Genomic DNA, 13,244 nt, shown 5'->3' with positions numbered 1-13,244 from the left:
TCTACCTGTAGCAGACGGCTTTGGCGGCCTCGACGACTTCCGCCGCGGAAGGCAGTGCGAGCTTCTCCAGGTTCGCGGCATAGGGCATCGGGACGTCCTTGCCGGAGACGCGCGCGACCGGCGCATCGAGATAATCGAAGGCGTTCTCCATGATGCGTGCGGCGATCTCGGCGCCGACGCCGCTCTGCGCCCAGCCCTCCTCCACCGTCACCGCACGGCCGGTCTTCTTGACCGAGTTGACGATGGTCTCGGTGTCCATCGGCCGCAGCGTGCGCAGGTCGATCACCTCGGCCTCGATGCCGTCCTTGGCGAGCTCGTCGGCGGCCTTGAGCGCATAGGTCATGCCGTTCGACCAGGAGATGATGGTGACATGGCCGCCGGAACGAACGATGCGCGCCTTGCCGATTGGAATCACGAAATCGTCGAGCTTGGGTACTTCGCCGGTGTGACCGTAGAGCACCTCGTTCTCGAGGAAGATCACCGGATTGGGATCGCGGATCGCCGCCTTCAGAAGGCCCTTGGCATCCGCCGCCGAATACGGCGCGACCACCTTGAGGCCCGGAATGTGCGAGTACCAGGACGAGTAATCCTGGCTGTGCTGGGCAGCGACGCGCGCAGCGGCGCCGTTCGGCCCGCGGAATACGATCGAGCACCCCATCTGACCGCCGGACATGTAGAGCGTCTTGGCCGCGGAGTTGATGATCTGGTCGATCGCCTGCATGGCGAAGTTGAAGGTCATGAATTCGACGATCGGCTTCAGGCCGGTCATTGCGGCGCCGACGCCGACGCCGGCAAAGCCGTGCTCGGTGATCGGGGTATCGATGACACGCTTGGCGCCGAACTCCTGGAGCAGACCCTGCGTCACCTTGTAGGCGCCCTGATATTCGGCGACCTCTTCGCCCATGACGAACACATCGGCGTCGCGGCGCATCTCTTCGGCCATGGCGTCGCGCAGCGCTTCGCGGATGGTCTGCGTCACCATCTCGGTGCCGGCGGGCACATCCGGATCCGGCTCGGCAACGGCCTGCGGGGCGGCCGGCGCGGCCTTCGGCTGCGGCGCCTCGGCCGCAGCGGGCGGCGCTGACTCCGCGGCTTTCTCCTGCTTGGCCGGCGCGGACGCCTTGCCGAGATCGGCGGCGCTCTCGCCGTCGGCGAGAATCGTGGCGATCGGCGTGTTCACCGCAACGTCGGCGGTGCCTTCGGGGATCAGGATCTTGCCGAGCGTCCCCTCATCGGTCGCCTCGACCTCCATGGTCGCCTTGTCGGTCTCGATCTCGGCGATGACGTCGCCGGACTTGATCGGCTCGCCCTCTTTCTTCAGCCATTTGGCGAGGTTGCCCTTCTCCATCGTGGGCGACAGCGCGGGCATCAGCACTTGAATTGGCATATCTTCTCCAAACGAAAGCTTGCGCGCGTTCAGCGGTAAACGTCGGTCCAGAGCTCGGCGGGATCCGGCTCGGGATCGTGCTGGGCGAAATCGGCGGACGCGTTGACGATGTCGCGCACCTCGGCATCGATCGCCTTCAGATCCTGCTCGCTGACCTTCGCCGCCAGGAGACGGTTGCGCACCTGCTCGATCGGATCCTGGTCGTGGCGGACCTTCTCGACCTCCTCGCGCGTGCGATATTTTGCTGGGTCGGACATCGAGTGCCCGCGATAGCGATAGGTCTGCATCTCCAGGATGAAGGGACCCTTGCCGGCGCGGCACCAGGCCGCCGCCTCCTCGCCCGCCGCCTTCACGGCGCGGACGTCCATGCCGTCGACCTGCTTGCCCGGGATGTTGAAGGACACGCCGCGCCTGGAGAAATCCTGCTGCGCCGAGGCGCGCGAGACCGCGGTGCCCATGGCGTAGCGGTTGTTCTCGATGACGTAGATCACCGGCAGCTTCCAGAGCTCCGCCATGTTGAAGCTCTCATAGACCTGCCCCTGGTTGGCCGCGCCGTCACCGAAATAGGTGACGCTGACATTGCCGTTGCCGCGATAGTGATTGGCGAAGGCGAGACCGGTGCCGAGCGAGACCTGGGCGCCGACGATGCCGTGGCCGCCGTAGAACTGCTTCTCCTTGCTGAACATGTGCATGGAGCCGCCCTTGCCCTTGGAGTAGCCGCCACGGCGGCCCGTGAGCTCGGCCATGACGCCGTTGGCATCCATGCCGGTGGCGAGCATGTGGCCGTGATCGCGATAGCCGGTGATGACTTGGTCGCCCTGCTTCAGCGCCATCTGCATGCCGACCACCACGGCCTCCTGGCCGATATAGAGATGGCAGAAGCCGCCGATCGCGCCCATGCCGTAGAGCTGGCCGGCCTTTTCCTCGAACCGACGGATCAGGAGCATGTCGCGGAGCGCCTTGAGCTCCTGCTCCCTGGTGAATTCCGGAGGCGAACCGCCGTCGGTCTTGTCCTGTGGAGGGCTTGCGGCGGCTTTCTTGGGTGCGGCCATAGGAATTCCGGGTCAGAGAAAACTTTCGCCCTCTCTAACCCAAGTCAACCGCGCGCGAAAGCACCGCGGCGGCATGACACGCCTTTCATTATGCCGCACTGCAACGTGATCGAAATATTGCAAAATCTTTGGCGCTGATCGGGCAACAAATCTATGCGCGCCATGGGGTGCGCGCGGATCAAGAGCCTGCGAGCCTGCCGGTCAAAAAACGCGTCCCACGAATGGGACGCTGCAGCTTCCGCGACGTCATGGCCGGGCTCGTCCCGGCCATCCACGCCTTGCCCCGCGGTACGGAGGACGTGGATGCCCGGGACAAGCCCGGGCATGACGACCTCCTGAGCGGGATATCCCTCATCAGAAGAAGCCGAGCTTCTTCGGGCTGTAGCTGACCAGGAGGTTCTTGGTCTGCTGATAGTGATCGAGCATCATCTTGTGGGTCTCGCGCCCGACACCGGACTGCTTGTAACCGCCGAAGGCCGCATGCGCGGGATAGGCGTGATAGCAGTTGGTCCAGACCCGACCGGCCTGGATCTCCCGGCCGAAGCGGTAGCAGCGATTGGCGTCGCGGCTCCAGACGCCGGCACCCAAGCCGTAGAGCGTGTCGTTGGCGATCGCGAGCGCTTCCTCGTCGTTCCTGAAGGTCGTGACCGAGACGACGGGACCGAAGATCTCCTCCTGGAAGATTCGCATCTTGTTGTTGCCCTCGAACACGGTCGGCTGGACGTAAAAGCCGCCGGCGAGATCGCCCGCGAGCTGGGCGCGTCCCCCGCCGGCCAGCACCCTGGCGCCCTCCTGCTTGCCGATGTCGATATAGGAGAGGATCTTGGACAGCTGCTCGCCGGATGCCTGGGCGCCGATCATGGTCGTGGGATCGCGAGGATCGCCCTGCTTGATCGCGGCGACACGCTTCAGCGCCCGCTCCATGAAGCGGTCATAGATATCCGCGTGAACCAGCGCCCGGCTCGGACAGGTGCAGACCTCGCCCTGGTTCAGCGCGAACATGACGAAGCCTTCGATCGCCTTGTCGAAGAAGTCATCGTCTTCGGCGATAACGTCCTTGAAGAAGATGTTCGGCGACTTGCCGCCGAGCTCGAGCGTGACCGGAATGAGGTTCTGGCTGGCGTACTGCATGATCAGCCGGCCCGTCGTGGTCTCGCCGGTGAACGCGATCTTGGCGATGCGCGGGCTGGACGCCAGCGGCTTGCCGGCCTCGATGCCAAAGCCGTTGACGATGTTGAGGACGCCCGGCGGCAGGATGTCGGCGATGATCTCGGCCCACACCATGATCGAGGCCGGGGTCTGCTCGGCGGGCTTGAGCACGACGCAATTGCCGGCGGCGAGCGCCGGCGCGAGCTTCCAGCAGGCCATCAGCAGCGGAAAGTTCCAGGGAATGATCTGGCCGACCACGCCGAGCGGCTCGTGGAAATGATAGGCGATGGTGTCGTGGTCGATCTCGCCGATCGAGCCCTCCTGGGCCCGGACGACGCCCGCGAAATAGCGGAAGTGATCGATCGCGAGCGGCAGGTCGGCGGCGCGGGTCTCGCGGATCGGCTTGCCGTTGTCCCAGGTTTCGGCAATCGCAAGCCGCTCCAGGTTCTCCTCCATGCGGTCGGCGATCCGGTTCAGGATCGCGGCGCGCTCGGCGACGCTGGTGCGGCCCCAGGCGGCCTTGGCGGCATGGGCCGCGTCGAGGGCGGCCTCGACGTCCTGCGCGTCGGACCGCGCGATCCTGCAGACGATCTGTCCGGTCACGGGCGAAGCATTGTCGAAATACTTGCCGGAGACCGGCGCCACGAACTTGCCGCCGATGAAATTGTCATAGCGTTCGGCGAAGGGGACTTTGGCGACGCTGAGGAATTCCACCTTGTTCATTGATCACTCCCGATGTTTGCTGTTTGCGCTTGTCGTCGTGTGTTCACGACTTGCGCGGACGATGATGCGGGAGGCGATTTCTGTCAGCCCTGACGGGAGCGATGGTGGGGCGGACCTGTCGCAGTTCTGCGACAGTCGCGGGCGAGGCAACACCGTCGTGTCCCGGACGCGCTGCAACGCTCTTCGCGTTGCGGCGCAGAGCCGGGACCCATATGTGGCCGAGAACGAGATCGCGGAGACATGGGCCCCGGCTCAGCAGCGCACCACGTCGCAAGGGCGACGCACTGCGCTGCGTCCGGGGCACGAGATGGGGGTTTGAGTAAACAGCCCGGCTCAGTGGTTCAGCTCGAACCGCTTGAGCTTTCTGTGCAGCGTGGCGCGACTGACGCCGAGGGCCTTGGCGGCTGCCGAGACGTTGCCGCCGGCGCGGAGCAGTGCCCGCTGCAACACCGCGCGCTGGCCGCCGGCAAGATGATCGCGCGCGACATCGCCGCCGAGAAGGTCGGCGGCGGGCAACGGCTGCAAGGCCCGGCCGGGCGCGATTCCGAGCGCCACCCGGGCGGAGCGGGTCGCGCCGATCACGAGATCGTCCGCATCGACCGCAACGAGGCCGCCGCAACTTCCGTCCGCAGCTTGCGTCAGGACGATGCGGGCATGGGCAAAAGCCTTTCGGAACAGGTCGGCCTCGATACGCCTGGCCGCCTCGCCCGCCGCAAGCGCGATCAGGCTGGCGAAGGCATCGGTGCGGTCGGCGCGGCAGGAGGAGACGTCGAGCACACCCGCGAGCGCCGCCTCATGGTCGTAGATCGGAACGGCGGTGCAGCTCAGAAGCGTATTGCGGGCAAAGAAATGCTGGTCGCGATCGATCGTCAGCGAGCGTTGCTCGACGAGGCAGGTGCCGATGCCGTTGGTGCCCTCGTACTCCTCGCTCCAGAGCGCACCGGTCCACAAGCCCCAGGACTGAAACGTCGCATCGTCCGCCACCGTGCCGCGGCGATCGACCGGCACGCCATCGCCGTCGGCAAGCAGCACGCAGCAGCCCGCGGCGCCGACGGCCTGATAGAGCCGGTCCATCGCGCCCTGCGCGGCGGCCAGAAGCGGCGCGATGCGCTCGCGTGCCTGCTGCAGTTCGGCTTCCGTCAGGCGCATCGGCGCAGTGCGGCCGCCGGGATCGAGATGATGCAATCTGGAGGAACGACGCCACGAGGCCACGAGCGCGGACCGAGCCGCCTGGCCTGACGCGATGGCGGCCTCGACACGGGCCGCGTGATGCCCGGGCATTGACCCATTCATCACAGTTTCCTCCGGATGACAGATTAGAAGGTACCAGCGCCACCCGTTTGATCTCCGTCAACTTCAGCGCGCGCCACCGAAGCCATGAGCCCGCCGCGGCACCGCCGTCAAGGCAACCGGAGGGTTCCGGACTTACGACCTTCGCAGGAGCGAAGCGCACAATGGTCGGATTTCGGCAGCGGCTTTCGTGTCGGTTTCGAAAGCTGCGGAAAACGCTACTTCGCCGGGATCATCCGAACGAGGTCGCGCGGATTGACATAGTCGAGCTGGAAGCGCGCCCGCTCGTCCAGCATGTCGGGGTCGATCTTCTCGGACCGCAGCAGCGACACCCGCTGCTCGCTCCTGGCGCGCTCACGCTTGAGCTGGGCCAGTTCGCTGGTCAGCGCGATGATCTCCTGGTCGAGTTCCTGGCGGGCGTTGAGGCCGTATTTGCCGGTATAGGCGTTGACGCCGAAATAGCCGACGATCGCCGCCGCCATCGCATAGAGGGCAAGGCCAGTCAGGATCGATTTCAGGCGGGCGCGTGAGACCATCCTGGGAAGATGGGACAGGTTGGTTAAGGGAGTGCTAATCGCACTCTGCCCCCCAGACATGGAAGCGTGATAGACGGCGCTCTGTCTCCCCAGCCGTCATGCTCGGCCTTGTGCCGGGCATCCACGTCCTTCGTCGCCGCAAGCAAGAACGTGGATGGCCGGGACAAGCCCGGCCATCACGGAGAGTGCCTCAGGCCTGATTTTTCGCCACATGCGCGGCGAAAGCATCGACGTATTGCTGCAGCACCGTCTTGAGGGAGTCCTTGGTCAGGTTGCCGTCCGCGTCGAAGGCATCGCCGACGCTGCTGAGGTAAATTTCCGGCTGCTGGAGAACCGGACCGGAAATGCCCGGCAGGATGTTCTGCAGATGCTTGGCCGCGCTGACCCCGCCGAGCAGCCCCGGCGAGTTGGAGATGATGCCCACCGGCTTGCCGAGGAACGAGCTCTTGCCATAGGGCCGCGAGGCAACGTCGATGGCGTTCTTGAGGACGCCCGGGATCGAGCGGTTGTATTCGGGCGTGACGAACAGGACGCCGTTCGACTTCTGGAGCTTCTCGCGGAAGGCGAGCCAGTCCGCGGGCGGCGCGCCCTCGAGGTCCTGGTTGAAGAACGAGATGCCCGCCGGCGTGACGACCTCGAGCTTGAGCGAGCCAGGCGCGAGCTTGGCGAGCGCATTGGCGATCTTCAGCGAGAAGCTTTCCTTGCGCAGGCTGCCGGCGATCGCGACGATGTTGTAGGCCATGAGGTGTCCTTGAACCTTGAGAGGAAGTGCCTGATGGCACTTAAGCGATCCGGACTATTTGATGCAAGTGCATGGACCGGTCCGATTTGGAAACGCTGCGTTTCGCGAAAGCAGACGGTCGCCCAAACCAATCGGGCCGCCAGGCGGCGGCCCGATCTTTCGCGCAAACGTCCAACTCGGATCAGATCGTCGGATTCCACGCCAACGGGATCAGGCGATATTTGGCGCCATCCTTTTCGACATGGCCGACCGAGGGGAAGGAGAAGTGGAAGCCGATCACGGTCGCCTTCTCCGTTGCCGCCATGTCGTAGAACTTGTGGCGCGTCGCCTGCGCCATCGCGGCATCGTTGTCGAACATCACGTGCCAGTCCGGATTGCGCAGGAAGAACTCCGGGATGTTGGTGACGTCGGACTGGATCAGCACCTTGGCATCGCCAGAGGCGACCGCGAACGAGGTGTGCCCCGGCGTGTGGCCGGGTGTCGCGATCGAGGTGATGCCGGGCGCGACCTCCTTGCCCCACTCGTACTTCGTCACCTTGGACTCGAGGCCTGCGAAGGTCTTCTTCACGTTGGCGAAGTAGTTCTTCATCATCGGATTGGACTCGGCCTTGGCCGTGTTGTCCGCGCTGGTCCAGAACTCCCAGTCCTTGCCGGGCACCATGATCTCCGCGTTGGGGAATGCGAGCGCGCCGTCGGCGAGGCGGATGCCGTTGGTGTGATCGGGATGCAGATGCGAGAGCAGCACGATGTCGATGTTCTTCGGATCGACGCCGGCGGCCTGGAGGTTCTGCAGCGTACGACCGACCGCGCCCTTGCTCGGCTCGAGATTGGCGACGCCGTTACCGGTATCGATCAGCACAAGCTTGGAGCCGGTGTTGATGAGTTGCGGATTGAACGGCACGGTGACCATGCCTTTCGGCATGTAGGCCGCCTCGCCCGCGGCCAGCGCCTCGTCCTTCGGTATGTTGACGACGAACTTGTCCGGCATCGGGAAGGTGCGCGCACCGTCGTTGATCGAGGTGCACTCGTAGCTGCCGACCTTGTAGCGGTAGAAGCCCGGCGCCTGCGTCCCAGCCGGCGGCACTGAGGCATTGGCAGCAGTCGGCCCGAAGCCGGTTACGGCAGCCGCACCGAGGGCGGCGGCACCTGTGAGCAAATGACGGCGATTGAGATCAGTCATGGAGAGGTCCCCTTCTGAGCGCCCGCGGTTTTTCTGCCCGCAATGGCGGCGGAATAATCTCCCGCTTTGCTCAGAAGGCAAGACCCTCCTTCAGTGACGTGCCGTCGCACATCGCGATTATTTATTTGGATTGATGAGGAATTTTTCGCCGGTGGCGCGTTTGGCGTACACCGCGATGTTGGCGGGATCGAGCACCTCGGCCAGCGATACCACCTTGGTGTAGTGGCTGGCGAAGGTGGTCTTCAGCTCCGACGCCACGCGCTGGCGCAGGCGGCCGATCTCGGCCGGGCCGATGTTCTGCAGGAACGGCGTCAGCAGCCAGCCCCCCACGCCCCAGCTCAGGCCGAACGAACGGTTCAGCTCCGTCGGCCGCGTGTCGAGGCTGCCATAGATGTAGACCTGCTTGTACACGTTGGAGCCGTAGCGGCTGTATTCCTTCGCGGTCTTGTTGGCCGCAATTTCCATGGCCGTCAGAATCTGGCCTGCCAGCTTGCCACCACCGATCGCATCGAAAGCGATGGTGGCGCCGGTCTCGACCAGCGCGTCGGTAAGGTCGTCCATGAAGCTCGGCGCGCTGGAATCCACGACGTGCTTGGCGCCGATCTTGTGCAGGATGTCGGCCTGTTCCTTGCTGCGCACGATGTTGACGAGACCGATCCCGTCCTTGATGCAGATCTTGTTGAGCATCTGGCCGAGATTGGAGGCAGCGGCGGTGTGCACGAGCGCCTTGTGGTTCTCCCGTCGCATCGTCTCGGTCATGCCGAGCGCGGTCAGCGGATTGACGAACCAGGACGCGCCGTCGGCGGCCGTCGTGCCCGCCGGCAGCTCCATGACGTCGCGGACCTTGAGCACGCGATACTGCGTGTACATCGCGCCGCCGATCATCGACACCGTCTTGCCCATCAGCGCTTTTGCCGCGTCCGACGATCCGGTCCGGATCACCGTGCCGGCGCCCTCATTGCCGACCGGCAACGACTGATCGAACCTGGCCGCCATCATCCGCATCGCCGCCTCCGGCATCGTCGCGGTGATGACCGGCATCTCCTTGGTGCCGGAGGCCTTGGCGGCCGACATGTCGGCCGCTCCGATCAGGAGCCCGAGGTCGGACGGATTGATCGGCGTCGCCTCGGCGCGAACCACGACCTCATCGTCGGCCGGCTCCGGCGTCGGGACATTCACCAGGGACAATTCCAGCTCGCCGCTCTTCTTCAGCAGCGAGCGCAGCTGCAGTCCGGTCTTGTCGTCGCTCATGTCGATCCTCCCCTGTCCGTCTTTGCGCGGACCGAAGCTCCGGCCTACGCCAGCGCCTTCAATGCCGCCTTGCCGCCGTAGAGCGCCTGCTTGCCGAGCTGCTGCTCGATGCGCAGGAGCTGGTTGTATTTGGCGGTGCGGTCGGACCGCGCAAGGGAGCCGGTCTTGATCTGACCGCAATTGGTGGCGACGGCGAGATCGGCGATGGTGGAATCCTCGGTCTCGCCGGAGCGGTGCGACATCACCGAGGTGTAGCCGGCCTTGTGCGCCATCTCGACGGCCGCCAGCGTCTCGGTCAGCGTTCCGATCTGGTTGACCTTGATCAGGATCGAGTTGGCGCGGCCTGCCTTGATGCCGTCAGCAAGGCGCTTGACGTTGGTGACGAAGAGGTCGTCGCCGACCAGCTGGCACTTCTTGCCGATGAGGTCGGTGAGCTCCTTCCAGCCGTCCATGTCGTCTTCCGACATGCCGTCCTCGATGGTCACGATCGGATAGCGCGAGACCAGGTCTGCAAGATACTTCGCCTGCTCGGAGATCGAGCGGGTCTTGCCCTCGCCTTCATAGACGTATTTGCCGTCCTTGAAGAACTCGGTCGAGGCGCAATCGAGGCCGAGCACGATGTCGGTGCCCGCCTTGAAACCGGCCTTGCCGATCGCGTTCATGACGAAGTCGAGCGCGGCATCGGCCGACGGCAGGTTCGGGGCGAAGCCGCCCTCGTCGCCGACATTGGTGTTGTGGCCGGCCTTCTTCAGCTCCGACTTCAGCGTGTGGAAGACTTCGGCGCCGTAGCGCAGGCCCTCGGCGAAGGACGACGCGCCGACGGGCAGGATCATGAACTCCTGGAAGTCGATCGGGTTGTCGGCGTGCACGCCGCCATTGATGATGTTCATCATCGGCACCGGCAGGAGGCGCGCCGAGGTGCCGCCGACATAGCGGTAGAGCGGCATGTCGAGCGAGTTCGCGGCCGCCTTGGCGCAGGCGAGCGAGACGCCGAGGATGGCGTTGGCCCCGAGCCGGCTCTTGTTCGCCGTGCCGTCGAGGTCGATCATGATCTGGTCGATCTGGGCCTGCTGCTCGGCGTCGAGGCCGCTCAGGGCCTCGAAGATCTCGCCGTTGACGGCGCCGACCGCCTTGGTGACGCCCTTGCCGAGATAGCGGGCCTTGTCGCCATCACGCAGTTCCACCGCCTCGTGGGCGCCGGTCGAGGCCCCCGACGGCACCGCGGCGCGGCCGAGCGCGCCGTCCTCCAGCACGACATCGACCTCGACGGTGGGATTGCCCCGGCTGTCGAGAATTTCGCGGCCGATGATGTCGATGATGGCGGTCATGGGAGCCTCATTTCGAGAAACAAAGGGGGCAGTTGGCGGTGCTTCTACCGCAATGCATCGAAGTGGAAAAGGCCGGGTGACGGCCGCCGGATGATTGGCTAAGAGGGCCGCTCGGAGGCGCCTCATGTCGAAAAAGCCCAGCAAATCGAAGAACTCAAGCCTGGACCCGGCTGGCCTGCAGCTTGGCCACGCGGTGGAATGGCCGGACGCGCCCGACAAGGCCCAGCTCGACCGCGTGCCCAATCCGCAGAAGGGCACCGACTATCTGGTGCGGTTCACCGTGCCGGAATTCACCTCGCTCTGCCCGGTCACCGGCCAGCCGGATTTCGCGCATCTGATGATCGACTACGCGCCGGGTGCGTGGCTGCTGGAATCGAAGTCGCTGAAACTCTATATCGCGAGCTTCCGCAACCACGGCGCCTTCCACGAGGACTGCACCGTGATGATCGGCAAGCGCATCGCCTCCGAGATCAAGCCGAAATGGCTGCGCATCGGCGGCTATTGGTATCCGCGCGGCGGTATCCCGATCGACGTGTTCTGGCAGACCGGCCGCGTGCCGAAAGGCCTGTGGGTGCCGGAGCAAGGGGTCGCGCCCTATCGCGGACGGGGTTAGTTAGCACCCCGGGCGCGCCGTGCCCGACCGGAAGCCCTGCCGGGGCAGACGGGCTGCCTGATCGCACGGCTGGATGGCCCATCGCAGGCGCGCGACACGCGAGTAGATTGACGATTCACGAGCTCACCGGCTGGCCCCTCGCATGTCCACCTCGAGACCTGGAGGCGCGCGCTCGCCGAAGCGTGAGCGATAGGCCTGAAGATTCTCCATCACGCGCTGTACGTAGATGCGCGTCTCGGTGAAAGGGATACGCTCGACCCAGTCGATCACATCGACGCTCGGATCGCGAGGATCGCCGTAGCGCGCGATCCATTGCTTGACCCGCCCACGCCCAGCATTGTAGCCGACCAGGGCGAGGACGTGGTTCCCGTCATACGTCTTGAGAAGATCAGCGAGCTCCGCCGATCCGAGTTGCACGTTATAGGCGGGATCGGTGCGCAGCCGCGCGGGATCGAACGCGATGCCCAGCCGGCGGGCGATCGTGCGGCCAGCCGCGGGTGTCACCTGCATCAATCCCGAGGCCTTTGCCGCAGATTGCGCACGCCTGTCGAAGGCGCTCTCCGCTCGCGCCACCGCGTAGACCAGACTTGCAGCCGCCTTCGGGCCGACGGAATCGTAATTGGGCACACCGAAATTGGGAAACGCATACCGTTCGAGCGCAAGGCCGCGCGCCAGCGCGCTCTTGCCGATGGTGAGCGTGGCGCGCGCATCCCGCTTCCTGGCGGCCACCTCGGCCATGAACGCCAGCAAGCCAACGTCGGCGGTGCGTCCGACGTCAGCGACGAGCGGGATCACCAGATCGTCGTTGCCGGTCGCGTAGAGCAGTTCGATCGCGCGGACGAGATCGTTTTTCGACAATCTTGCGCGTTCTCTTGCACCAGGGCCCGGCGCTTGCGGCAGCGAAATTTCGCGACGCCCCAGTCGGGCGCTGGCCAACTGGCCATAATAGGCGGCTGCGCGCTTTGAGGCCGCGGCATAGTAGTCGTGCGCCTTCTTGCCGTGGCCGCCCGCTTCCGCGGCCCGTCCGAGCCAGTACGCTGCGCGCGCCAGCGACGTCGGATGGGTCGTGATCGCAGGGATGTGCGCGAAGTGCTGTGCGGCCAGATCGGGGTCGTTCAGAAAACGCAGCGCAATCCAACCCGCCGTAAACGATCGATCGACGCGGAGGCTCTCCCTGGAAGGGGAAGCGGCATCGCGAGCGATTCGGTAAGCGGCCTGCGCCCTGCCGGCGTCGAGCAGTCGGCGCACCAGGATGCGGCGCTCGACCCACCATGCATCGGCATGATCGGAAATGGATGTGCGAGAGCCGGCCGACAGCAGCATTTGCGCAGCCTCCGCAATGCGGTCGTTGCGACGAAGCCACTGGATGCGGGTGAAGAGGAAGGCGGGATCGGCGCCCGCAGTCACGGATGCCGCATCGAGCAGGGCCCCGCTGGTCTTGGCGCTTCGGATGACGGCTGCCCGCGCCTTCACGATCGCGCGGTCGGCGGAGGTGAGACGGTTCGCCGCACGCATGGCCCCGCTGATATCGTCTGCGAAAAGACGGGAATCCATGCGGGTCCTGTGATCGGCAGCAGTGAGGAGGTGGCCGAACCGTGCGAGCACCTGCGCCTCGGACTCCGCGGTGAGATTGCCTTCGTGCCAGGCGGACCGGACGTATTTTCGGGCTGCGGCTTGATCGCCACGCTTCGACAAGGCTCCCGCAAGCGCGAGCTTGCCCAACGGCCCCAACGGTTCCTGCCGGGAGAAGAAGGTCAGAACGGTTTCGGGGTCGCGCCGCTCGAACCAGAGCCTGGCTTCCGCCCGTCTTCGAAACAGATCGTGGCTAGGCCAGGACGGATTGGTGCGCACGAACGAAGCGTAACGCTCGAAGACGATCGCATCGTCATTGGAACGCAGGATGACCCACTCCACCAGATTTCGGCTTGCACGATCCCCAATTCGATCGCTGCGTTCCATCGCCAGCTCCGCCCTCCCCTGACGGGCCAGACGG

11 protein-coding genes are annotated in these 13,244 nt (G+C 65.2%); 1 reads left to right on the top strand and 10 read right to left on the bottom strand.

What is annotated here, in order from left to right; genetic code table 11:
• Position 1 precedes the first annotated feature (1 nt).
• The 9 genes from XH87_RS10030 to eno form a co-directional block, all read right to left on the bottom strand.
• On the bottom strand, positions 2-1,387 hold the full coding sequence (locus XH87_RS10030; RefSeq protein ID WP_271587146.1) for a pyruvate dehydrogenase complex E1 component subunit beta: 1,386 nt from the start codon (positions 1,385-1,387) through the stop codon (positions 2-4).
• Positions 1,388-1,416: 29 nt separating this feature from the next.
• Positions 1,417-2,439, bottom strand: coding sequence for a pyruvate dehydrogenase (acetyl-transferring) E1 component subunit alpha (gene pdhA / locus XH87_RS10025; RefSeq protein ID WP_271587145.1), 1,023 nt, complete (start codon positions 2,437-2,439; stop codon positions 1,417-1,419).
• 354 nt (positions 2,440-2,793) lie between these two features.
• Complete coding sequence (gene adh, locus XH87_RS10020; protein WP_271587144.1) at positions 2,794-4,311, bottom strand: aldehyde dehydrogenase; 1,518 nt, start codon at positions 4,309-4,311, stop codon at positions 2,794-2,796.
• A gap of 333 nt (positions 4,312-4,644) precedes the next feature.
• Entirely contained in the window at positions 4,645-5,604 is a 960-nt protein-coding gene (locus tag XH87_RS10015) for a helix-turn-helix domain-containing protein (RefSeq protein ID WP_271587143.1), read from the bottom strand.
• A gap of 215 nt (positions 5,605-5,819) precedes the next feature.
• Complete coding sequence (locus tag XH87_RS10010) at positions 5,820-6,137, bottom strand: FtsB family cell division protein (RefSeq protein WP_028177591.1); 318 nt, start codon at positions 6,135-6,137, stop codon at positions 5,820-5,822.
• A gap of 190 nt (positions 6,138-6,327) precedes the next feature.
• The gene (locus XH87_RS10005) at positions 6,328-6,879 is read right to left on the bottom strand and encodes an NADPH-dependent FMN reductase (RefSeq protein WP_271587142.1); all 552 of its coding nucleotides are present in this window, start codon (positions 6,877-6,879) and stop codon (positions 6,328-6,330) included.
• A gap of 181 nt (positions 6,880-7,060) precedes the next feature.
• On the bottom strand, positions 7,061-8,059 hold the full coding sequence (locus XH87_RS10000; RefSeq protein ID WP_271587141.1) for an MBL fold metallo-hydrolase: 999 nt from the start codon (positions 8,057-8,059) through the stop codon (positions 7,061-7,063).
• Positions 8,060-8,176: 117 nt separating this feature from the next.
• Positions 8,177-9,310, bottom strand: coding sequence for a zinc-binding dehydrogenase (locus tag XH87_RS09995; protein ID WP_271587140.1), 1,134 nt, complete (start codon positions 9,308-9,310; stop codon positions 8,177-8,179).
• Between the two features lie 44 nt (positions 9,311-9,354).
• Positions 9,355-10,638 carry a phosphopyruvate hydratase gene (gene eno, locus XH87_RS09990; protein WP_158667748.1) on the bottom strand — a complete coding sequence of 428 codons (1,284 nt, stop codon included), beginning with the start codon at positions 10,636-10,638 and terminating at the stop codon, positions 9,355-9,357.
• Positions 10,639-10,762: 124 nt separating this feature from the next.
• Between eno and queF the strand changes: the two genes are divergently transcribed.
• Positions 10,763-11,251, top strand: coding sequence for a preQ(1) synthase (gene queF, locus XH87_RS09985; protein WP_271587139.1), 489 nt, complete (start codon positions 10,763-10,765; stop codon positions 11,249-11,251).
• Between the two features lie 123 nt (positions 11,252-11,374).
• Here queF and XH87_RS09980 read toward each other — a convergent pair whose 3' ends face one another.
• The gene (locus XH87_RS09980; RefSeq protein WP_271587138.1) at positions 11,375-13,210 is read right to left on the bottom strand and encodes a lytic transglycosylase domain-containing protein; all 1,836 of its coding nucleotides are present in this window, start codon (positions 13,208-13,210) and stop codon (positions 11,375-11,377) included.
• Positions 13,211-13,244 lie beyond the last annotated feature (34 nt).

The sequence above is a fragment of the Bradyrhizobium sp. CCBAU 53415 genome (assembly GCF_028128735.1).
Lineage (GTDB): Bacteria > Pseudomonadota > Alphaproteobacteria > Rhizobiales > Xanthobacteraceae > Bradyrhizobium.
Note: the sequence above shows the minus strand (reverse complement) of the source record. Positions and strands in the feature narration are given on the sequence as shown.

What these genes read in the sequence shown, in the direction of transcription:
- XH87_RS10005 (WP_271587142.1), bottom strand. Translation starts at nt 6,879, where the DNA reads ATGGCCTACAACATCGTCGCGATCGCCGGCAGCCTGCGCAAGGAAAGC.
- adh (WP_271587144.1), bottom strand. Translation starts at nt 4,311, where the DNA reads ATGAACAAGGTGGAATTCCTCAGCGTCGCCAAAGTCCCCTTCGCCGAA.
- eno (WP_158667748.1), bottom strand. Translation starts at nt 10,638, where the DNA reads ATGACCGCCATCATCGACATCATCGGCCGCGAAATTCTCGACAGCCGG.
- XH87_RS10015 (WP_271587143.1), bottom strand. Translation starts at nt 5,604, where the DNA reads ATGAATGGGTCAATGCCCGGGCATCACGCGGCCCGTGTCGAGGCCGCC.
- queF (WP_271587139.1), top strand. Translation starts at nt 10,763, where the DNA reads ATGTCGAAAAAGCCCAGCAAATCGAAGAACTCAAGCCTGGACCCGGCT.
- XH87_RS09995 (WP_271587140.1), bottom strand. Translation starts at nt 9,310, where the DNA reads ATGAGCGACGACAAGACCGGACTGCAGCTGCGCTCGCTGCTGAAGAAG.
- XH87_RS09980 (WP_271587138.1), bottom strand. Translation starts at nt 13,210, where the DNA reads ATGGAACGCAGCGATCGAATTGGGGATCGTGCAAGCCGAAATCTGGTG.
- XH87_RS10010 (WP_028177591.1), bottom strand. Translation starts at nt 6,137, where the DNA reads ATGGTCTCACGCGCCCGCCTGAAATCGATCCTGACTGGCCTTGCCCTC.
- pdhA (WP_271587145.1), bottom strand. Translation starts at nt 2,439, where the DNA reads ATGGCCGCACCCAAGAAAGCCGCCGCAAGCCCTCCACAGGACAAGACC.
- XH87_RS10030 (WP_271587146.1), bottom strand. Translation starts at nt 1,387, where the DNA reads ATGCCAATTCAAGTGCTGATGCCCGCGCTGTCGCCCACGATGGAGAAG.
- XH87_RS10000 (WP_271587141.1), bottom strand. Translation starts at nt 8,059, where the DNA reads ATGACTGATCTCAATCGCCGTCATTTGCTCACAGGTGCCGCCGCCCTC.